The 19,586-nt window shown below is 73.0% G+C and carries 20 protein-coding genes; 16 read left to right on the top strand and 4 right to left on the bottom strand.

What is annotated here, in order from left to right; all coding sequences use genetic code 11:
- Positions 1–217 precede the first annotated feature (217 nt).
- From V5P93_RS23990 to mptB, 3 genes are read right to left on the bottom strand one after another with little or no spacing between them, the layout of a single operon-like run.
- On the bottom strand, positions 218–934 hold the full coding sequence (locus tag V5P93_RS23990) for an ABC transporter permease (protein ID WP_104480273.1): 717 nt from the start codon (positions 932–934) through the stop codon (positions 218–220).
- A gap of 59 nt (positions 935–993) precedes the next feature.
- On the bottom strand, positions 994–1,920 hold the full coding sequence (locus V5P93_RS23985) for an ABC transporter ATP-binding protein (protein ID WP_104480110.1): 927 nt from the start codon (positions 1,918–1,920) through the stop codon (positions 994–996).
- Between the two features lie 11 nt (positions 1,921–1,931).
- Positions 1,932–3,545 carry a polyprenol phosphomannose-dependent alpha 1,6 mannosyltransferase MptB gene (gene mptB / locus V5P93_RS23980; protein ID WP_104480109.1) on the bottom strand — a complete coding sequence of 538 codons (1,614 nt, stop codon included), beginning with the start codon at positions 3,543–3,545 and terminating at the stop codon, positions 1,932–1,934.
- A 144-nt stretch (positions 3,546–3,689) separates the two neighbouring features.
- Here mptB and V5P93_RS23975 point away from each other — a divergent pair, with 144 nt between their 5' ends.
- The 12 genes from V5P93_RS23975 to mug all read left to right on the top strand — a co-directional run bounded on the left by V5P93_RS23975 (position 3,690) and on the right by mug (position 14,780).
- Positions 3,690–5,573, top strand: a complete 1,884-nt coding sequence (locus tag V5P93_RS23975) for a hypothetical protein (RefSeq protein ID WP_104480108.1) — start codon at positions 3,690–3,692, stop codon at positions 5,571–5,573.
- Between the two features lie 32 nt (positions 5,574–5,605).
- Positions 5,606–6,430, top strand: a complete 825-nt coding sequence (locus V5P93_RS23970) for a hypothetical protein (protein WP_104480107.1) — start codon at positions 5,606–5,608, stop codon at positions 6,428–6,430.
- Positions 6,394–7,335, top strand: a complete 942-nt coding sequence (locus tag V5P93_RS23965) for a hypothetical protein (protein WP_104480106.1) — start codon at positions 6,394–6,396, stop codon at positions 7,333–7,335. The genes V5P93_RS23970 and V5P93_RS23965 overlap by 37 nt, the downstream gene beginning before the upstream one ends.
- A gap of 119 nt (positions 7,336–7,454) precedes the next feature.
- A complete protein-coding gene (locus V5P93_RS23960; protein WP_104480105.1) occupies positions 7,455–8,207 on the top strand; it encodes a metalloregulator ArsR/SmtB family transcription factor in 753 nt (250 codons plus the stop codon).
- A complete protein-coding gene (sufB, locus tag V5P93_RS23955; RefSeq protein WP_104480104.1) occupies positions 8,204–9,652 on the top strand; it encodes a Fe-S cluster assembly protein SufB in 1,449 nt (482 codons plus the stop codon). Before V5P93_RS23960 ends, sufB begins: the two co-directional genes overlap by 4 nt.
- Before the next feature lie 2 nt (positions 9,653–9,654).
- Complete coding sequence (sufD, locus tag V5P93_RS23950; RefSeq protein WP_104480103.1) at positions 9,655–10,818, top strand: Fe-S cluster assembly protein SufD; 1,164 nt, start codon at positions 9,655–9,657, stop codon at positions 10,816–10,818.
- Entirely contained in the window at positions 10,815–11,129 is a 315-nt protein-coding gene (locus tag V5P93_RS23945) for a non-heme iron oxygenase ferredoxin subunit (protein ID WP_104480102.1), read from the top strand. Before sufD ends, V5P93_RS23945 begins: the two co-directional genes overlap by 4 nt.
- A 33-nt stretch (positions 11,130–11,162) precedes the next feature.
- Positions 11,163–11,933 (top strand): Fe-S cluster assembly ATPase SufC, encoded by a 771-nt coding sequence (gene sufC, locus V5P93_RS23940; protein ID WP_104480101.1) that lies wholly within the window; start codon positions 11,163–11,165, stop codon positions 11,931–11,933.
- Positions 11,934–11,982: 49 nt separating this feature from the next.
- On the top strand, positions 11,983–13,260 hold the full coding sequence (locus V5P93_RS23935) for a cysteine desulfurase (protein ID WP_104480100.1): 1,278 nt from the start codon (positions 11,983–11,985) through the stop codon (positions 13,258–13,260).
- Positions 13,260–13,706, top strand: coding sequence for a Fe-S cluster assembly sulfur transfer protein SufU (sufU, locus tag V5P93_RS23930; protein WP_104480099.1), 447 nt, complete (start codon positions 13,260–13,262; stop codon positions 13,704–13,706). The genes V5P93_RS23935 and sufU overlap by 1 nt, the downstream gene beginning before the upstream one ends.
- On the top strand, positions 13,703–14,080 hold the full coding sequence (locus V5P93_RS23925) for a metal-sulfur cluster assembly factor (RefSeq protein ID WP_104480098.1): 378 nt from the start codon (positions 13,703–13,705) through the stop codon (positions 14,078–14,080). The genes sufU and V5P93_RS23925 overlap by 4 nt, the downstream gene beginning before the upstream one ends.
- 145 nt (positions 14,081–14,225) lie before the next feature.
- Complete coding sequence (gene mug / locus V5P93_RS23920) at positions 14,226–14,780, top strand: G/U mismatch-specific DNA glycosylase (protein ID WP_245931355.1); 555 nt, start codon at positions 14,226–14,228, stop codon at positions 14,778–14,780.
- A 190-nt stretch (positions 14,781–14,970) separates the two neighbouring features.
- Here the strand turns inward: mug and V5P93_RS23915 are convergent, their stop codons facing one another.
- Entirely contained in the window at positions 14,971–15,351 is a 381-nt protein-coding gene (locus tag V5P93_RS23915; RefSeq protein WP_245931354.1) for a RidA family protein, read from the bottom strand.
- A gap of 81 nt (positions 15,352–15,432) precedes the next feature.
- Here V5P93_RS23915 and V5P93_RS23910 point away from each other — a divergent pair, with 81 nt between their 5' ends.
- From V5P93_RS23910 to glmS, 4 genes are all read left to right on the top strand, one after another.
- A complete protein-coding gene (locus V5P93_RS23910) occupies positions 15,433–16,656 on the top strand; it encodes a sensor histidine kinase (protein ID WP_104480095.1) in 1,224 nt (407 codons plus the stop codon).
- The gene (locus V5P93_RS23905; protein WP_104480094.1) at positions 16,653–17,288 is read left to right on the top strand and encodes a response regulator transcription factor; all 636 of its coding nucleotides are present in this window, start codon (positions 16,653–16,655) and stop codon (positions 17,286–17,288) included. The genes V5P93_RS23910 and V5P93_RS23905 overlap by 4 nt, the downstream gene beginning before the upstream one ends.
- A 67-nt stretch (positions 17,289–17,355) precedes the next feature.
- Positions 17,356–17,625 (top strand): hypothetical protein, encoded by a 270-nt coding sequence (locus V5P93_RS23900; protein WP_104480093.1) that lies wholly within the window; start codon positions 17,356–17,358, stop codon positions 17,623–17,625.
- 15 nt (positions 17,626–17,640) lie between these two features.
- Positions 17,641–19,473 carry a glutamine--fructose-6-phosphate transaminase (isomerizing) gene (glmS, locus tag V5P93_RS23895; protein WP_104480092.1) on the top strand — a complete coding sequence of 611 codons (1,833 nt, stop codon included), beginning with the start codon at positions 17,641–17,643 and terminating at the stop codon, positions 19,471–19,473.
- The last annotated feature ends 113 nt before the right edge of the window (positions 19,474–19,586 follow it).

The raw sequence follows: 19,586 nt of genomic DNA, 5'->3' as shown, positions 1-19,586 counted from the left end.
GGGCGACAGTCGCCGTTGCGGCCACTGGGGAAAGCTGTGGAGAAATAGTCGGCGCTTCTTCACCAAACCCGCCCACGCGGTGATCACGGCGAACTACCATGCGTGGTGGAGGGCGGACTCCCCCACCGTCTTCCGGTGAAGCTGCCGTCGGCCGGGTTACTCCCCCCACGACCCGTCCGGCGGCAGCGCGTTCTCCGCGACGGGTTTCGTTGAACGCTCAGACGAGTTTGGTCGTGCGCGTGGCGAGCAGGCCCGCGCCCGCGCCCCACACCAGCAGCGTGACCACAGTGGACGCGGGCGGCGCGGTCCCGTCCGCCAGCACCGCGGTCAGCCCCTCGGTCAGCGCCGCGGACGGCAGCAGCCGCACCACCTCCGCCATCCCGGCGGGCAGCGCGTCGGTGGTCAGCACGATCCCGCCCGCGAACAGCAGCACCAGCCACACCACGTTCGCCAGCGCCAGCACGACCTCCGCCTTGAGCGCGCCGCCGAGCAGCACGCCGAGCGCGCCGAAGGTGAGCGTGCCCAGCACGACCAGCACCACCGTCCACAGCAGACCGGCGGCCGACGGCGACCAGCCCAGCAGCGCCGCCGCCGCCGCCAGGACCACCAGTTGCAGCGCCACCACCGCCAGGCAACCCAGCACCCGGCCCGCCACCAGCAGCCAGCGCGGCAGCGCCGTGGCCGCCAGCCGCTTGAGCACCCCGTAGCGCCGGTCGAACCCGAGCGCGATGGCCTGCCCGGTGAACGCCGTGGACATCACCGCGAGCGCGAACACCCTGGGCGCCGCGGCGGCCACCCGCGGCTCGGGCAGCTCGATGACGTGCACCAGGGTCAGCCCGAACAGCAGGGCCAGCGGGATCAGCAGGGTCAGCAGCACCTGCTCGCCGTTGCGCAGCGTCAGCGACGCCTCGGTGCGCGCGTGCGCGAGCAGCATCCGGACCGGGCGCCCGGCGCCGGGCGCCGGGGCGAAGGTGCCGGGGGCGAACCGTCCACTCACGAGCGCAGCTCCCGTCCGGTCAGTTCCAGGAAGACGTCCTCGAGGCTGCGCCGACCGACCCGCAGCTCCTCGGCCAGCACCCCCTGCTGGGCGCACCACGCGGTGACCGTGGACACCACCTGGGGGTCCACCACACCGGTCACCAGGTACTCGCCCGCGGTCGGCTCGGTCACCCGGCAGCCCTCGGGCAGCGCGGCCACCAGCAGCGCGGTGTCCAGTCCGGACTTGGCGCGGAACCGCAGCCGCTGCTCGTCCGGGCCCTCGGCGGTCAGCTCGGCCGGGGTGCCCTCGGCCACCACCCGGCCACCGTCGACGATGACGACGTGGTCGGCCAGCGCCTCGGCCTCCTCCATCAGGTGCGTGGTCAGCAGGACCGCGACGCCGTCGGCGCGCAGCGCGCCGACCAGCTCCCACACCAGCCGCCTGGCCTGCGGGTCCATCCCCGCGGTCGGCTCGTCGAGGAACACCAGCTCCGGCCGCCCGATCAGCGCGCAGGCCAGCGAGAGCCGCTGCTGCTGGCCGCCGGAGAGCCGCTTGTACGGGGTGCGCGCGCACCCGGCGAGCCCCAGCACGTCGATCAGCCACGCCGGGTCGAGCGGGTTCGCCGCGCACGCGGCCACCAGCCGCAGCATCTCCGCCGCGCGCACCCCCGGGTACGCGCCGCCGCCCTGGGGCATCACGCCGATCCGGGGCCGCAGCGCCGCGCCCTCGGTGACCGGGTCCAGGCCCAGCACCTGCACCCGCCCCGAGTCCGGTCGGCGGAAGCCCTCGCACACCTCGACGGTCGTGGTCTTGCCCGCGCCGTTGGGGCCGAGCAGGGCCAGCACCGCGCCCCGGTCGAGGCGGAACCCGACACCGGCCACGGCGGTCGTCGGCCCGTAGCTCTTGACCAGGTCGGACACCTCGACGGCGGGCGTGCTCACAAGCGGGAAGCCTAAGGCGTGCGCGGCGTCACGGACGCGGCGGGCGCCCGCTCGCCGCGCGGCGCGTACCGGCGGCAGGCGAGCGCGGCGACCACGGTGACGGTGATCGCGGCGATGTAGGCGTAAGGGAGCACGAAGACCCGACCGTCGAAACCGGAGCCGGTGGGGCCGAGCGCGACCGCCAGGCCCGCGCTGATCACCATGGCCGCCGTGCGGAACCGGGTGTTGCCCGCGGCGGCGGCCAGCGGCACCGCCGCCCACAGCAGGTACCAGGGCTGCACGGTCGCGCCGAACACCAGCACCGCGCCGAGGCCGACGCCGAGGCCGGTGAGCGGGCGCAGCTTCCAGCGGAAGCTGTCGACCAGCAGCTTGGCCGTGATCAGCGGCCCGATCACGGTGCCGACCAGCCTGCTCGCGGTGATCGCGGCGTCGATGTGGTTGCCCAGCCCCAGGACGATGCCCAGCCCGCCCGCGCCGAAGCCGAGCGCGGTCATCGGCGCCATCCAGCTCTTGACCGTGGACGCGGTGTTGAGCGTCGCGACCCAGCCGTACCCGAGCCCGCTGCCCAGCGACGTCGCGGTCAGCACCACCGCGAACACCACGAACAACCCGCCCGCGACCGCCGCCAGCTGCTTCCACGTGCCGCCCATCCGGCGCGCGATCATCGCGCCGAGGAAGCCCAGCGCCAGCGCGGCCGGGATCTTCACCGCCGCGCCGAGCGTGATCACCCCCGCGCCGACGGCGTACCAGAGCAGTTCCCCGCGCTGCCACGGCGGGAACGGCCCGTCCGGGGTCACCCGCGGCATCCGGCTCAGCGCCAGCTCGAACCCGACCAGCATCAGCCCGATCGCCAGCGCCTCGTTGTGCACGCCGACCACGAGGTGGAACAGCACCAGCGGGTTCGCCGCGCCCAACCACAGCGCGCTCACCGGGCTCACCCCGAACCGCCGGGCCAACCGGGGCAGCGCCCACACGATCATCGCGAGACCCAGCAGCGCGAGCAGCCGGTGCGCGGCCACGCCCATCACGACGTGGTCGCCGGTCAGCCAGTTGATGAGCTTGCCGAGGGTGAGGAACAGCGGGCCGTACGGCGACGGGGTGTCCCGCCAGATCGTCGGCACGCCCTGGGTGAGCGGGTGGTTGACGCCCAGCGCCTGCGCCGGGCCCACGGTGTAGGGGTCCTGGCCGAGCGCGACGATCTCGCTCTGCGCCAGGTAGCTGTAGACGTCGCGGCTGAAGCTGGGCACGGTGAACACCAGCGGCGCGATCCACATCACCAGCGTGCGCGCCATCTGCGGGACCGACACCGCGCGCTCGCGGCCCGGCCGCGACAGCCGCCCCAGCGCCAGCCAGGCCAGCACGATCATGAACACGCCGGTGAACGCGAAGGCCAGCGACACCGTGGTCATCCGGCTGAACAGGCCGAGCACCGGCAGCCGGAACACCGGGTTGAACACCGGGGCCGCGCCCGCGCCGAGGGAGCCGATGGTCAGCAGCAGCGAGCCGACGGTGCCGAAGCGGCGGACCACGTCGAGCTGCTTGCGCTCGCGCTCGTCGAGCGGACCCGACTCCACCCCGGCGGGCCACCGCCCCCGTGCCCGCCGTCCCGTGTCTCCCACCACCACGTCGGGAAGGGTAGCGGGGTGGGCGGACCGCTGATCGCCAGTGCGCGGAACCCGCCGGGCCGCCCGGTGTGATTCACCGGTGGGCGGGTAACGGCAAGATCACCGGCGTCGACTGCCCCGGTAGTCCACTGGTGAGGGGGAACCGTGGTCGAGGCGTCGTGGGTGTCGGTCGCGCTCGCGGTCGCGGCGGGGGTGTCGGTGCTGGGCACCCGGCTCGGCCAACTGGACTGCGCGGCGGACGGGTACCGCAGGGTCACCACCTGGGCCGAGCTGGCCGCCGCGCTCCTGCTCGTCCTGTTCTCCGACGACCTGGTGCGGTTCGTCGGCGCCGACCCCGGGTGGGTGTGGGCCGTGGTCGTCGGCGCCGCGGTGCTCGGGTTCTGCGGCGCCGACGACCTGGTGCGGTTCGTCGGCGCCGACCCCGGGTGGGTGTGGGCCGTGGTCGTCGGCGCCGCGGTGCTCGGGTTCTGCGGCGCGGGCCTGCTCGTCGGGCTGCTCACCGCCACGCTCATCCAGACACCGGACGCGGTGTGGCTGGCGGCCGTAGTGGTCCCGGGCGTGCTGGCCTGCGCGCTGCACAACCAGTTCACGCTGACCCGGACGGCCGTCCTCCTGATCGGAGCGTCCGGGCGGGACGAGAGGTTGATGGGAACGTGGTGGCGGCTTGTCGCCTCGGTCGCGCCGGTGCTGCCGCTCGTCGCCGTGTTCGCGGTCCCGCTGCCGGGGGCGAGCGCGGCGGAGTGGGTGTCGCGCGTCGTCGTCGCCGTGATCCTCGGGGCGCAGCTGTACGCCGCCGACCGCGCCCGGTACCGGCTGCTGCGCGTCTACCGCCGGCGGCTCCGGGCGACGGAATCGACGTTGGCCGTGGCGTTGGCACTGCTCGCCGCGAGCCCGGTCGGCGCGTCGGTCGTCACGGACTGGGTGGACACGTCCGCGTTGACCGGCCCGCTCGGGTACGGCCTGCTCGCCGCGGTGTTCGTGGTCCACTTGGCCGTCCTGCGGGCCTACTCGACCCGCGTCCCGGGCAACGCCCTGGTCGTGGCCGTGATCCTGCTGCGCGCGGTCGTGACCGCCCTGGTCGCGCTGTCCCTGGCCGCGGTGGTCTTCCACCCCGAGCCCGACCTGCTCCCGCTCTCGGTGCTGCTCCCGGTGCCCGCCGCGTTCGTCCAGGTCCTCGGGGCGCGCAGGCTGCTGGTCGAACGGCAGGTGTTCGACGCCGCGCTGCTGATGGCGCTGCCGGAGGATTCCCGCGAGCACGCGGTCGAGCGGTGGCTCGACGACGCCGTCGACCGGCCGGTGCCCGACTTCTCCCTGCCCGACGCCGTCGGCGCGCTCGCGCACCGGGCCGTGGACGCCCACTACGTGCCGCTGCCGTTCCCCCGCGTCGAACCGGACCAGTGCCTCCAACTCGCCACGGTGCTGGTGTCGACCGCGTTCGAGCGGGTGGTGTCCAAGTCGCCGCCGGAGACCGCGGTCTCGCGGTCGCGGGCCCAGTCCGCGGCGGTGGGGGACCTGGCGATGTGGCAGGCCAAGGTCTTCGGCGAACTCGACCACGGTGACGCCGCGCGCGCCGCCGCCCGCCAGGCCGTGGACACCTTCGACGCCATCGGCGCCACCCTCGCGACCGCGCTGGCCATGGCGGCCGTCGTCGACACCGCGGTCGAACTGTCCGCGGCCGCGGGCCCCCGGCTGGTCGAACACCCCGACTCGCCGGACGGCCCCTACGGCTACGAGCCCGCGCGGATGCTCGCCGAACACGACGACCTCCCGCCCGCCGCCAAGCGGGTGCTGGCCGTCGCCGCCGCCCGCCTCGCCTTCCACCGCGGCGACGAGACCGCGTCGGCCGCGCTGCTGCGGTCGGTGCAACCGGCGCGCGCCGAGGACTTCCGGGTGGCGATGCGCGCCGACGGGATCGCGTTCGGCGCGGACGCGAGCGACCTGCTGGGCGCCACACTGGCCACCGAGCGGCAGCTGGCGCACGTGGTCCAGGTCGCCGCGCACCGGGGGAGCGGGCCGGGCACCGACTGACCGCTCGATCGACCGTCCGGTTGGGGGCTCACGTGTCGGATCCGACGGCGTTGTCGGTCGTGCTGGCCGGGGTCGCGGGGCTGGTGGCGCTCGGTCGCGGGCTCGGTGGGCTCGACTGGACCGGAGTGCGCGCGGTGCGCGGGTTCGTCGAGCTGTTCGCGGGCGTGGCGGTCGTCGCCGCGCCGGGCCCGCTGGTCGACCTGGTCCGGTCGGGCACCGGCTGGGCGGTCGCCGTGGTGCTGGTCCTGTCGACGGTCGCGTTCCTCTTCGGACCGGGCCTGTTCGCCGGGATCGTCACGCTCGCGCTGATCCGCGACCCCGACCCGGTGCTGCTGACGGCGGTGGTGATCCCGCTGCTGGCGGGCTGCGCCCTGGCCGAGCACAAGCGCGTGACCAGGACCGCGTACCTCGTGACCGTGGTGGGCGTGCCGCACCGGTGGCAGGACAGCCGGTGGCGCGTGGCCACGCTGCTCGCCCCGGCACTGCCCGTCGTCGCCGTGCTGGTCGTCCCGCCGTCGGGTGCGACCACCGCCGACCAAGCGCTGCGGATCGGGGGCGCCGTGCTGCTCGGCGGGCAGTTGCTCCTGGCCGATCGAGCCCGGAGCGGGTTGCTGCGGGCGCACCGGATGTCGCTGCGGGCGAGCGAGTCGACGCTGGTCCTGGTCGGCGCGGTGCTCGCGGCGAGCCCGGTGGGCGCCGAGATCGCCGTCCGGTGGGCGGGCACCCCCGCGCTCACCGGCTGGGCCGGGTACCGCCTGCTCCTCCTCGTGTTCCTGCTCTGCCTGGCACCGCGCTGCCGCTCCCGACCTGGAAGTCCACGGTGGCCAGGGCGTCGCGGCTCCCGCTGTTCGCCGTGACCCGCGCGGCGGTGTTCCTCCTCGCGCCGCTGTTCCTGTGCGCGGGCGTCTTCCACCCGACACCGGACGTGTTGCCACTGGCCGTGTTCGGGGTGCTCGCGGCCGTCTTGGCGCAGGCGCTGTCGGTGCGCGAGTCACGGGTCGACCGGCAACTGGTCGACGCGGCCGCGCTGGCCGCCGCCACGGAGAACCGGCGCGCGCGGGAGATCGTCACCTGGCTCGACGACGCCGTCGTGCGCCCCGGACCGGACTTCTCCCTCCCGGGCGCGATCGGCGCGCTGGCCCTCCGCTCGATCACCCCGGACTACCGCCCCGTCCCGTTCCTGCGCGCCGAACCGGAAGTCTTGCTCGACCTCTCCGAGCGGTTGCTCACCGCCGCCTGGGTCCGCGACATCGGCGGCGCGGCCATCGCGGGCGCGAGCGGCGCCAAGGTCGGCGCGGGTGGCTCCCCGCGCGTGCGCGCCCACGTGGCCGCGATGGGCGCACTGGCGATGCGGCAGGCGGTGGTCCACGGCGGGCTCGGGCAGCGCGACCGGGCGCGGATCGCGGCGATGGCGGCCGTCGTGCGGTTCGAGTCGATCGACGCGCGGATGGGCACCGCCATGGCCGCGGTCGCGGACACCGGCGCCGAGGACGTCGACCCGCGGCGGCGGCTGCTGCGCGCGAACCCGCTCCCGGCCGTGCGGCGGGTGGTGCTGGGCACCGCTGCCCGCGCCGCCTCGGCCCGGGGCGACGCCGCCTCCGCCGCGGACCTGCTCGCCCAGGCCCGCCGGGTGCCCGCGGGGGTGGCGGCCTTCCGCGCCGCGCTGCGCGCGGACGGGATACCCTTCGGCTCGAACGCCCGCGAACTCCTCGGCAGCACCCTGGTCACCGAGCGGCAGCTCGCCGTCGAGCTCGGCCAGTGAACCGCCACCCCCGCTCTGAACTGCGGAAACGCTGTGGCGCGCCGGGCCGGATGTGGCCCAGTTCACCCCTGGCTACACCCCTCTTTGCCTCCGGCCGGTAAATAGGACACACTCGCGTTGTGAAAAACACCGCCCCCGCTCCTCGGGCCCCGGAGGAGACCGGCCACGGTCCCGCCGCGGCCGGGCAGCAGGCCGACGGTCGCACCCGCCGCGGTGTCGCCCGGCTGCTGCTGGAACGGGGTCCGGTCGCCGCGGCCGAGATCGCCGAGGCGCTGGGCCTGAGCCCCGCCGCCGTCCGCAGGCATCTGGACGCACTGGTCGCCGAGGGGGAGGCGAGCACCCGCGAGGCTCCCCGCCTCGGCAGCCGGGGCCGCGGCCGACCGGCGAGGCTGTACCTGCTGACCGAGGCGGGCCGGTCCCGCTTCGGCCACGCCTACGACGACCTCGCGGTCGCCGCGCTGCGCTTCCTCGCCGAGAGCGGGGGGGAACAGGCGGTCCGCGCGTTCGCCGAACGCCGGGTGGCCACCCTGGTCGACCGGCACCGCGAAGCGGTCACCACCCCCGAAGACCCCGCTCGGCGCGCGGAGGCCCTGGCCACCGCGCTCACCAGGGAGGGGTACGCCGCGTCGACCCGGGAGGTCGGCACGGGGGAGCAGCTGTGCCAGCACCACTGCCCGGTGGCGCACGTCGCCGCCGAGTTCCCGCAGCTGTGCGAGATCGAGACCGCCGCGTTCGCCGACCTGCTGGGCACCCACGTGCAGCGGCTGGCCACGATCGCCCGCGGCGACGCCGCCTGCACCACACACGTGCCGAACACGCCGCTCCCGGGCGCGTCGGCGCGGAACGTTCCGGATGGAGGGAAGTCCCTATGACTGCCGCTGCGCAGCAGCGCACCACCACACCCCAGCCGCTCACCCAGGACGAGACCCTGGCGACGCTCGGCAAGTACGAGTACGGCTGGGCGGACAAGGACGTCGCGGGCGCCAGCGCCCAGCGCGGCCTGTCGGAGGCCGTGGTCCGGGACATCTCGGCCAAGAAGAACGAGCCCGAGTGGATGCTCGAGTCCCGGCTCAAGGCGCTGCGGCTCTTCGACCGCAAGCCGATGCCGTCCTGGGGCGCCGACCTGTCCGGGATCGACTTCGACAACATCAAGTACTTCGTGCGCTCCACCGAGAAGCAGGCCCAGTCCTGGGAGGACCTGCCGGAGGACATCAAGAACACCTACGACAAGCTGGGCATCCCGGAGGCGGAGAAGGCCCGCCTGGTCGCCGGTGTGGCCGCCCAGTACGAGTCCGAGGTGGTCTACCACAAGATCAACGAAGAGCTCGAGAAGCAGGGTGTCATCTTCCTCGACACCGACACCGCGCTCAAGGAGCACCCGGAGCTGTTCGAGGAGTACTACGGCTCGGTGATCCCGCACGGGGACAACAAGTTCTCCGCGCTCAACGGCGCCGTGTGGTCCGGCGGCTCGTTCATCTACGTCCCCAAGGGCGTGCACGTCGAGATCCCGCTGCAGGCCTACTTCCGGATCAACACCGAGAACATGGGCCAGTTCGAGCGGACGCTGATCATCGTCGACGAAGACGCCTACGTGCACTACGTCGAGGGCTGCACCGCCCCGATCTACTCCTCGGACTCGCTGCACTCGGCGGTCGTGGAGATCGTGGTCAAGAAGGGCGCGCGCTGCCGCTACACCACGATCCAGAACTGGTCGAACAACGTCTACAACCTGGTCACCAAGCGGGCCAAGGCCGAGGCGGGCGCGACCATGGAGTGGGTCGACGGCAACATCGGCTCCAAGGTGACCATGAAGTACCCGGCCGTGTTCCTGATGGGCGAGCACGCCAAGGGCGAGGTGCTCTCCATCGCCTTCGCGGGCGAGGGCCAGCACCAGGACGCGGGCGCCAAGATGGTCCACATGGCACCGCACACCTCCTCGACGATCATCTCCAAGTCGGTGGCCCGCGGCGGCGGCCGCACCTCGTACCGCGGTCTGGTGCAGGTCAACAAGCGCGCCCACCACGCCAAGTCGACGGTGAAGTGCGACGCGCTGCTGGTCGACCAGATCAGCCGGTCGGACACGTACCCGTACGTGGACGTCCGCGAGGACGACGTGGCCATGGGCCACGAGGCGACCGTCTCCAAGGTCAGCGACGACCAGCTCTTCTACCTGATGTCGCGCGGCCTCACCGAGGACGAGGCCATGGCCATGATCGTGCGCGGGTTCGTCGAGCCCATCGCGCGCGAGCTGCCCATGGAGTACGCCCTGGAACTCAACCGCCTGATCGAGCTGCAGATGGAAGGAGCGGTCGGCTAAACATGACCGCCGCTGTTGAGAAGAAGGCCGCTCCCGAGTCGTCTCGGGCGGAGTGGTTCACCTCGTACGACGTCGACGCCTTCGAGGTGCCGGGCGGGCGCGAGGAGATCTGGCGCTTCACGCCGATGAAGCGGTTGGCAGGCCTGCACACCGGTGCGGCCGCGTCGGGGGCGGCGTCGGTCGAGGTCGACGCGCCCGCCGAGGTCACCGTGGAGTCGGTGGCGCGCGGGGACGCGCGGCTCGGGCAGGGCGGCGTGCCCGCCGACCGGGTCGCGGCCCAGGCGTACAGCTCGTTCACCGCGGCCACGGTGCTCACCGTGGCCAAGGAGACCCGCGCGTCGGGGCCGACCACCGTCACGGTGACCGGTCCGGGCGCGGGCAAGGTCGCCTACGGGCACGTGCAGGTCCGCGCCGAGGCGTTCGCCGAGGCCGTGGTCGTGCTCGACCACCGCGGTTCCGGTGTGTACGCCGACAACGTGGAGTTCGTGCTGGCCGACGGCGCGAAGCTCACCGTGGTGTCCATCCAGGACTGGGCGGACGACGCGGTGCACGTCTCGGCGCACCACGCCAAGATCGGGCGCGACGCGGTGCTGCGGCACACGGCGGTCACCCTCGGCGGCGACGTCGTCCGGGTCTCGCCGACCGCGGCCTTCGCCGGTCCGGGCGCCGAGGTCGAGCTGAACGGGCTCTACTTCGCCGACGCGGGCCAGCACTTCGAGCACCGCACCTTCGTCGACCACGCCGTGCCCAACTGCACGTCCAACGTGGTCTACAAGGGCGCTCTGCAAGGCGGTGGGGGGGCCGATGACACAGCCGCGCACACAGTTTGGGTTGGCGACGTGCTGATCCGCGCGGCGGCCGAGGGCACGCAGACCTACGAGCTCAACCGCAACCTCCTGCTCACCGACGGCGCCCGCGCCGACTCGGTGCCGAACCTGGAGATCGAGACCGGCGAGATCGCCGGGGCGGGCCACGCCAGCGCGACCGGCCGCTTCGACGACGAGCAGCTGTTCTACCTCCAGGCCCGCGGCATCCCGGAGGCGCAGGCGCGGCGGCTGGTCGTGCGCGGCTTCTTCCACGAACTGCTGATGAAGATCCAGGTCCCCGAGGTGCGCGAGCGCTTGGAGGCCGCGATCGAGGCCGAACTGGAAGCCGTCGGGGTATGACGCGGGCTTGTGGACTGTCCGATTTGGACGTCGACAAGCCGCTCGCGGTCGAGGTGGACGGCGTCGCCGTGGTGCTGGTGCGCCGCGGTGACGAGGTCCACGCCCTGCGCGACGAGTGCTCGCACGCCGCGGTCGCGCTGTCGGAGGGGGAGCTGACCCGCAGGGGTCTGGAGTGCTGGCTGCACGGGTCGTGCTTCGACCTGCGCACCGGCGCCCCCTCCGCGCCGCCCGCGACCGAACCCGTCGACGTGTACGCGGTCACCGTCGACGGCGACGACGTCCTGGTCGACGTCACCCGGAAACTGAACTGACTTTCGCCACACCCGACTGGAGAAGCAACCACCATGGCCACCCTGGAGATCAAGGACCTGCACGTCTCGGTCGCCACCGACGACGGTGCCAAGGAGATCCTCAAGGGCGTCGACCTGACCGTCCGGGCAGGCGAGACCCACGCGATCATGGGCCCGAACGGGTCCGGCAAGTCCACCCTGTCCTACGCCGTCGCGGGCCACCCCAAGTACGAGGTGACCGGCGGCTCGGTCACCCTCGACGGCGAGGACGTGCTGGAGATGAGCGTCGACGAGCGGGCCCGCGCGGGCCTGTTCCTGGCGATGCAGTACCCGGTCGAGGTGCCGGGCGTGTCGATGTCGAACTTCCTGCGCACCGCGGCCACCGCCGTGCGCGGCGAGGCGCCGAAGCTGCGCACCTGGGTCAAGGAGGTGAAGGAGTCGATGAAGGAGCTGGAGATCGACCCCGCCTTCGCCGAGCGCAGCGTCAACGAGGGCTTCTCCGGCGGTGAGAAGAAGCGCCACGAGATCCTGCAGCTGGCCCTGCTCAACCCGAAGATCGCCATCCTGGACGAGACCGACTCCGGCCTCGACGTGGACGCGCTGCGCGTGGTGTCCGAGGGCGTCAACCGGTTTCGCGCGTCCGGCGAGTCCGGCGTGCTGCTGATCACCCACTACACCCGCATCCTGCGGCACATCACCCCGGACTTCGTGCACGTGTTCGCCGGTGGCCGCATCGTCGAGTCCGGCGGCTCGGAGCTGGCCGACCAGCTCGAGGCCGGGGGTTACGTGAAGTACACCGGTTCGCCGGAAGCCGCGGGCGTCTGATCGCGTTGTAGTCGGGTTAGAAGTCGATCCAGAAGGGGGGCCGGTCGAAGTGACCGCCGTGACCGCACCGCTGGACGTCGACGCCCTGCGCGCCGACTTCCCGATCCTGAGCCGCACCGTCCGCGACGGCAAGCGGTTGGTGTACCTGGACTCCGGGGCCACCTCGCAGCGCCCGAACCAGGTGCTCGACGCCGAGCGCGCGTTCCTGGCCACGCACAACGCGGCCGTGCACCGGGGCGCGCACCAGCTCGCCGAGGAGGCCACCGACGCCTACGAGTCCGCCCGCGCGCGGATCGCGGCGTTCGTCGGCACCTCCGCCGACGAGCTGGTGTTCACCAAGAACGCCACCGAGGGGATCAACCTCGTGGCGTACGCGATGGGCAACGCGGCCACCGCGGGCCCGGAGGCGGCGCGGTTCGTGCTCGGCCCCGGTGACGAGATCGTGGTCACCGAGATGGAGCACCACGCGAACCTGGTGCCGTGGCAGCAGGTCGCGCAGCGCACCGGGGCGACCCTGCGCTGGTTCGCCGTCACCGACGAGGGCAGGCTGGACCTGTCCGATGTGGACTCGCTGGTCACGCCGAGGACGAAGGTGCTGGCGTTCACGCACCAGTCCAACGTGCTCGGCACGGTCAACCCGGTCGCGGCACTGGTCGCCAAGGCGCGGGAGGTCGGCGCGCTGACCGTGCTCGACGCCTGTCAGTCGGTGCCGCACTCGCCGGTCGACTTCGCTGCGCTCGGCGTGGACTTCGCGGTGTTCTCCAGCCACAAGATGCTCGGCCCGTACGGGCTCGGCGTGCTCTACGGGCGCCGTGAGCTGCTTGCGGCGCTGCCGCCGTTCCTCACCGGTGGCTCGATGATCGAGACGGTCGAGATGGCGCGGTCGACGTTCGCCCCGCCGCCGCAGCGGTTCGAGGCGGGCACGCCGATGACCTCGCAGGCGGTGGGGCTCGGCGCGGCCGTGGACTACCTGTCGGCGCTGGGCATGGACCGCGTGGCCGCGCACGAGCACGCGCTCACCGTCGCCGCGCTGGACGGGCTCGCCGAGATCCCGGGCGTGCGGGTGGTCGGCCCGGCCGACGGGGTGGACCGCGGCGGCGCGGTGTCGTTCGTGGTGGACGGCATCCACCCGCACGACGTCGGCCAGGTCCTCGACGACCAGGGCGTGGCCGTGCGGGTCGGGCACCACTGCGCGTGGCCGCTGCACCGGCGCCTCGGCGTCCCCGCGTCGGCGCGGGCCAGCTTCTACGTCTACAACGACCTGGCCGACGTCGAGGCGTTCCTGGCGGGCGTGCGGGAGACCAAGCGCTTCTTCGGGGTGGCCTGATGCAGCTGCAGCAGATGTACCAGGAGATCATCCTGGACCACTACAAGAACCCGCACGGCCGCGGCCTGCGCGACCCGTTCGACGCCGAGTCGTTCCAGGTCAACCCGACCTGCGGCGACGAGGTGACGCTGCGGGTGCGGCTCGACGGCGGCACGGTCGCGGACGTGTCGTACGAGGGGCAGGGCTGTTCGATCAGCCAGGCGTCCACGTCGGTGCTGACGGACCTGGTGGTGGGCCGGTCCCTGGCTGACGCGCTGGCGAAGTTCGACGCGTTCCAGGAGCTGATGCACGCCAGGGGCGCGGTCGAGCCGGACGAGGACGTGCTGGAGGACGGCATCGCCTTCGCGGGCGTGGCCAAGTACCCGGCCCGGGTGAAGTGCGCCCTGCTGGGGTGGATGGCGTTCAAGGACGCCGCCGCCAAGGCTGCTGAGGAGACAAGCCGATGAGTGCAGAAGAAGTCCAGCGCGGTGCCGCGGGGATGACCGACCAGCAGCCGCGGGCGGACCTGGCGACCCTCGACGACCTCGAGGAGGCCATGCGCGACGTGGTCGACCCCGAGCTGGGGATCAACGTGGTGGACCTCGGTCTGGTCTACGACATCCGGGTGGAGGACGACAACACCGCCACCATCGACATGACCCTCACCTCGGCCGCCTGCCCGCTGACCGACGTGATCGAGGACCAGACCCGCGCCGCCCTCACCGGCGGCGGCCTGGTGGACGACTTCCGGATCAACTGGGTCTGGATGCCGCCGTGGGGCCCGGAGAAGATCACCGAGGACGGCCGCGAACAGCTGCGCGCCCTCGGTTTCACGGTCTAGTTCGCCGCCTCGGGGTGGATCGTCCCCGTTTGTAGACGATCCACCCCGGGGTCCGCTAAGCGAGCGGCGTCACACCTCGGGGAACCCGCCCCGCACAACCTTCGCCGGTAGCCGAGATGATCACCCGAGTGGTCCCATGATGGGCGTGCCCCGACCCACGCGCGCCGAGCTTGCCGCGGCAAAGGACCAGACCATTCCCGACGTCATCGCCCCCGGCCTCGATATCGTGTTCTGCGGGATCAACCCGAGCCTGTACGCCGCGGCCACCGGCCACCACTTCGCCAGACCGGGCAACAGGTTCTGGCCCGCCCTGCACCTGTCCGGCCTCACCCCCCGCCTGCTGCGGCCGGACGAGCAGGACCTGCTGCCGGACTTCGGGTTGGGCGTCACCAACCTCGTCGCCCGCGCCACGGCCCGCGCGGACGAGCTGACCGACGACGAGCTGGCGGAGGGCGGCATCCGCCTGCGGAAGCTGGTCGCCGAGCACGTCCCCCACATCCTCGCGGTGGTCGGCGTGACGGCCTACCGAACCGCGTTCGGCGAGCCGAAGGCGGTACTCGGCGAACAGCCGGAACCCCTGGAGTCGGCCAGGGTCTGGGTCCTGCCGAACCCCAGCGGCCTCAACGCCCACTACCAACTGCCGGATTTCGCCACCAAGTTCGCCGAACTCCGCACCGCCACCCACACCCACGCGCGATGACGCGGACGCCCCTCGGCTCGCCCCCAGGCCACCAACCCGCCTTGCCCACCCGCCGCGTTCGCCACCGGGTCGAGCCCATCGACTCACCGCGATGGCGGCTTTGACCGCTGTTGCCCGGCCAACACTCCCACCGGGCCGCTTCCTTTGCCGCCACGTCCTTCCGCCGTCCTCGGCGCGAGCGACCGCCCCCTCAGCCCGCCGCGATGACCTCGATCTCCACCAGCCACTCGCGCACCAGCGTCCGCGCCACGATCGCCGTGGTCGGCACCGGCCTGCCGCCCAACGCGGCGACCCGCGCCGCCGCGTTCGCCTCGGCGTGGTCGGGGTCGGCCAGGTAGCTGGTCAGCCGGACGATGTTGTCCACCGTCATCCCGGCGGAGGCCAGGATCGCCCGGATGTTGTCCCAGATCAGGTCCAACTGCTCCGCCAACCCCGCCCCGGGCCGCCCCGCCGCGTCCAACCCCATCGTCCCCGCCACGAACAACAACCGCTCCGCCCCACGCACCTCCACCGCGTGCGCGTAGTCGGCGGTGGCCGGGTAAACACCCTCGGTCGGGCTATGCGTGATCATCTCCACCCCGGCGATGGTAGCCCTGCCGAATCGTCCTCGAGCGGGAGTCGCCGCGACCGCGGGCCTGTCACGATCGAACCCATGGCAGGACTACTGGGGCCCGTCTTCCAGACCCGCACCTACCGCCGGTGGGCGCACCTCGTGCTCGGCGGCGCGCTGTTCACCCCCTGCGCCTTCGCCGCCGGGACGGTGATCCCGCCCGCCACCACCGGCTGGCCGATGTGGTTGGTGGTCCCGCTGACCAGCCTGCTCTCCCTGCTGTTCGTGGTCGTCATCGCGTTCATCCCCGCCGTCCGGGTGGTCGAGGTGGCGGCGGCGCGGGAACTGTTGGGGGACAAGGTTCCCGAACAGGCCCCCGCCCCGTCCTGGTCGGCCCGGTGGCGCTTCGCCCTCTGGTTCCTGGCCCACCTCGTCACCGGCGCCATCGTCAGCGGCCTCACCCTCGCCGTGCCGCCCGCCGCCGTGGTCGCGTTCACCGTCCCCTACACCGGCGAGCTGAACTTCCTCGGCGGCCCGCTCCGCTTCGGTGACGGCTGGCAGGCCGCCTGGGTGCCGTTCGTGGGCATCGGGGCCGTGCTGCTGATCTTCCACCTGGCCACCCTCGGTGGCGCGGCGCTGACCCGCGCCGCGCCGCGGCTGCTCGGCCCCTCCACCCACGAGCGGCTGGCCTGGCTGGAACACCGGGCCGGACAACTGGCCGAGCGCAACCGACTCGCACGGGAGTTGCACGACTCCGTCGGCCACGCGCTCAGCGTGGTCACCGTGCAGGCCGCCGCGGCCCGGCGGGTGCTGGACACCGAACCCGAGTTCGTCGAACGCGCGCTGGCCGCCATCGAGGACTCCGCGCGTTCCGCCGTTGCCGACCTCGACCACGTGTTGGGCCTGCTGCGCGCCGCCGACCCGGCAACCAAGACTCCACAGTGGACCCTCAAAGACCTCCCCGGCCTCCTCGAGCGCACCAGGCTCGCGGGCGCCGAGGTCACGGCCGACCTCGCGGGCGACCTCGACGCCCCACCCGCCGCCGTCTCCCGGGAGGCGTACCGGATCGTCCAGGAGTGCCTGACCAACGCGCTGCGCCACGCCGGTACCGTCCCGGTGGGACTGCGGCTCGACGTCGGCGCCGAGGTCGAGCTGGAGATCGACAACCCGATCGGCGACCGGGTCCGCGCGCCGCGCGCGGGTGGCGGACAGGGACTGGTGGGCATGCGCGAACGGGTCGAGGTGCTCGGCGGGCACATCACCGCCGGGCCCGAGGACGGCCGCTGGGTCGTCCGGGTCCGGCTCCCCCTCGGGCGGTACGCGTGACCGCCACCGTGCTGCTCGTCGACGACGAGGACCTGATCCGCACCGGCCTGCGGATGATCATCGACACCGAGCCCGACCTGCGCGTCGTCGGCGAGGCGGCCGACGGCGCCGAGGTGCCCGCCCTGGTCGCCGACCTGGCCCCGGACGTCGTGCTGATGGACGTGCGCATGCCCGGCGTCGACGGCATCGACGCCACCCGGCGGCTCGTCGCCCACCCCGACCCGCCCAAGGTCATCGTCGTCACCACCTTCGAGAACGACGACTACGTCTACGACGCCCTGCGCGTCGGCGCGAGCGGGTTCCTGCTCAAGCGCACCCGCGCCGCCGACATCGTGCGCGCGATCCGGGTCGTCGCCGAGGGGGAGTCGCTGCTGTTCCCGGCCGCCATCCGGGCCCTGGCCGCGGGCCGGGGCACCGCGCACAAGCGGCTCGCGGGCATCACCGAGCGCGAGGCCGAGGTGCTGCGGCTGATGGCGACCGGCCTGTCCAACGCCGAGATCGCCGAGCGGCTGTTCGTCACCCTCCAGACGGTCAAGACGCACGTGGGCAACGTGCTGGCGAAACTCGGCGCGCGCGACCGGACACAGGCGGTGATCGCGGCCTACGAGTCCGGGTTCGTCACCCCCAGCTGACCCAGTTTCCTGCCCGAAATCGGGCAGGAAACTTGCCCATCGAGCTTCTCGGGTGTCAAGGTCTGGCGTGACCGAGTCACCGCCGCCGGACCTCGTCCGGCACGTCGCGGGTACCACCGGGTTGTCCCCGGAGGTGGCCGCGCGGGTCGTCGCCGACATCGTGGCCTACTTCGGCGAGACCGTCGAGGACTACGTCCGGCGCAGGCACGCCGAGCTGCGGCGCGGGCAGTACCGCAACGCCCAGATCTGGACCCGGGTGGCCGCCGAACTGGCCGCCCGACCGGTCGCCGCGCCCGCGCTGAGCGAACGCCAGTTGCGCCGCATCGTCTACGGGTAAGGGAGCAGCACGCACGTGTGTGGGATCGTCGGATACATCGGTGGCCGCGCGGCCACCCCGGTCCTCGTCGAGGGCCTGCACCGGCTGGAGTACCGGGGGTACGACTCCGCCGGGGTCGCGGTGCTGCGCCGCGGCCGGATCACCGTGACCAAGACCGAGGGCCGGGTCCGCGACCTGCGCGACCGGCTCGCCGAGTCCGCGCCCAGCCCGGCCACCACCGGCATCGCGCACACCCGCTGGGCCACCCACGGTGAGCCGTCGGACCGCAACGCGCACCCGCACCTGGACGCCGAGGGCCGGATCGCGGTGGTGCACAACGGCATCATCGAGAACGCCGAGGCGCTGCGCGCGAAGCTGGTCGCCGACGGCGTCGAGCTGGTCTCCGACACCGACACCGAGGCGCTGGCCCACCTGGTCGCCGCTGAGCTGGCAGGCGCGCCGACGCTGGAGGACGCCGTTCGCGCCGCCCTGCGCGGCGTCGAGGGCACCTACGGGCTCGTCGTGCTCGACCGCACCCGCCCCGACGAGCTGGTGGTCGCCCGCAACGGCAGCCCGATCGTGCTCGGCGTCGGCGACGGCGAGATGTTCGTCGCCTCCGACGTGGCCGCGCTCGTGCACCACACCCAGCGCGTGGTGTTCCTCGACGACGGCGAGCTCGCCACCCTGACGGCGGGGGAGTACCGCACGTCCACGCTGGACTCGCGGCGCACCACCAGCAAGCAGCCCACCACCGTCGACCTGGTCGCCGACGACTACGAGCTGGGCGGGCACAGCGACTTCATGCGCAAGGAGATGGCCGAGCAGGCCGAGGCCATCGCCCGGGCGCTCGCGGGCCGCCTCGACGAGCGCTTCGCCACCGCGCACCTGGGCGGCCTCGGCCTGGACCCGATGGCGCTGCGCGCGATCAAGCGCGTCAAGTTCCTCGGTTGCGGCTCCGCCTACTACGCCGGGCAGATGGGCGCGACGCTGGTCGAGGAGCTGGCCCGCATCCCCGCCGACGCCGAACCGGCCTCGGAGTTCCGCTACCGCAACCCGGTCGTCGACCCGGACACGCTCTACGTGGCGATCAGCCAGTCCGGCGAGACGCTCGACACCCTGGCCGCGGTGCAGGAGCTGCGCCGCAAGGGCGGCCGGGTGATCGGCGCGGTGAACGTCGTCGGCAGCGCCATCGCGCGCGAGTGCGGCAGCGGCGTGTTCCTGCACGCAGGCCCCGAGGTGTCGGTGGCCTCCACCAAGGCGCTGACCAACATGACGGTGTCCTTCGCGATGCTCGGCCTGCTGCTGGGCCGGGTCCGCGACCTGAGCGCCGCCTCCGGCCAGCGGATCGTCGCCGGGCTGCGCGCGCTGCCGGAGCGGGTCGCGCGGATCGTGGCCGAGGACGCGGAGATCGAGCGGATCGCCAAGCGGTTCGCCGACGCGCGGCACATGTTCTTCCTGGGCCGCGTGCGCGGCTGGCCCGTCGCGCGCGAGGGGGCGCAGAAGCTCAAGGAGATCTCGTACGTGCACGCCGAGGCGTACCAGGCCGCGGAGCTCAAGCACGGCCCGCTGGCGCTGATCGACGCCGAGATGCCGAGCGTCGTGATCGTCCCCGACGACGAGCTGCTGACCAAGAACATCGGCACCATCGAGCAGATCCGCGCGCGCGGCGGCCCCGTCATCGCGGTCACCAACGCGGACCTGCCCGACGGCCTGGCCGACGAGGTCATCCGGGTGCCGCGCGGTGAGCCCGAACTGGACCCGATCCTGCTGACGATCCCCTTGCAGCTCCTGGCGTACCACACCGCCAAGGCGCTCGGCCGCGATATCGACAAACCGCGCAATCTAGCCAAAAGCGTCACTGTCGAGTGAACCCCGGGGGACCCTTGTGTGACCCTTGCGCATCCCCCGTGGTGTTTTTCACGGTGCGCACGGCCACTTAGTTTCGCCGCACCGGCCCGCCAGCCCGGGTCCACCACCGTGGA

Source organism: Actinokineospora auranticolor (assembly GCF_041897805.1).
In the GTDB taxonomy this organism is placed as follows: Bacteria; Actinomycetota; Actinomycetes; order Mycobacteriales; family Pseudonocardiaceae; genus Actinokineospora; species Actinokineospora auranticolor.
This window is presented reverse-complemented; position numbering and strand designations above follow the sequence as displayed.

Coding starts and splice junctions, on each gene's coding strand:
- V5P93_RS23945 (WP_104480102.1), top strand. CDS start 10,815: ATGACGCGGGCTTGTGGACTGTCCGATTTGGACGTCGACAAGCCGCTC.
- sufD (WP_104480103.1), top strand. CDS start 9,655: ATGACCGCCGCTGTTGAGAAGAAGGCCGCTCCCGAGTCGTCTCGGGCG.
- sufB (WP_104480104.1), top strand. CDS start 8,204: ATGACTGCCGCTGCGCAGCAGCGCACCACCACACCCCAGCCGCTCACC.
- V5P93_RS23990 (WP_104480273.1), bottom strand. CDS start 934: ATGCTGCTCGCGCACGCGCGCACCGAGGCGTCGCTGACGCTGCGCAAC.
- sufC (WP_104480101.1), top strand. CDS start 11,163: ATGGCCACCCTGGAGATCAAGGACCTGCACGTCTCGGTCGCCACCGAC.
- V5P93_RS23925 (WP_104480098.1), top strand. CDS start 13,703: ATGAGTGCAGAAGAAGTCCAGCGCGGTGCCGCGGGGATGACCGACCAG.
- V5P93_RS23915 (WP_245931354.1), bottom strand. CDS start 15,351: ATGATCACGCATAGCCCGACCGAGGGTGTTTACCCGGCCACCGCCGAC.
- V5P93_RS23910 (WP_104480095.1), top strand. CDS start 15,433: ATGGCAGGACTACTGGGGCCCGTCTTCCAGACCCGCACCTACCGCCGG.
- sufU (WP_104480099.1), top strand. CDS start 13,260: ATGCAGCTGCAGCAGATGTACCAGGAGATCATCCTGGACCACTACAAG.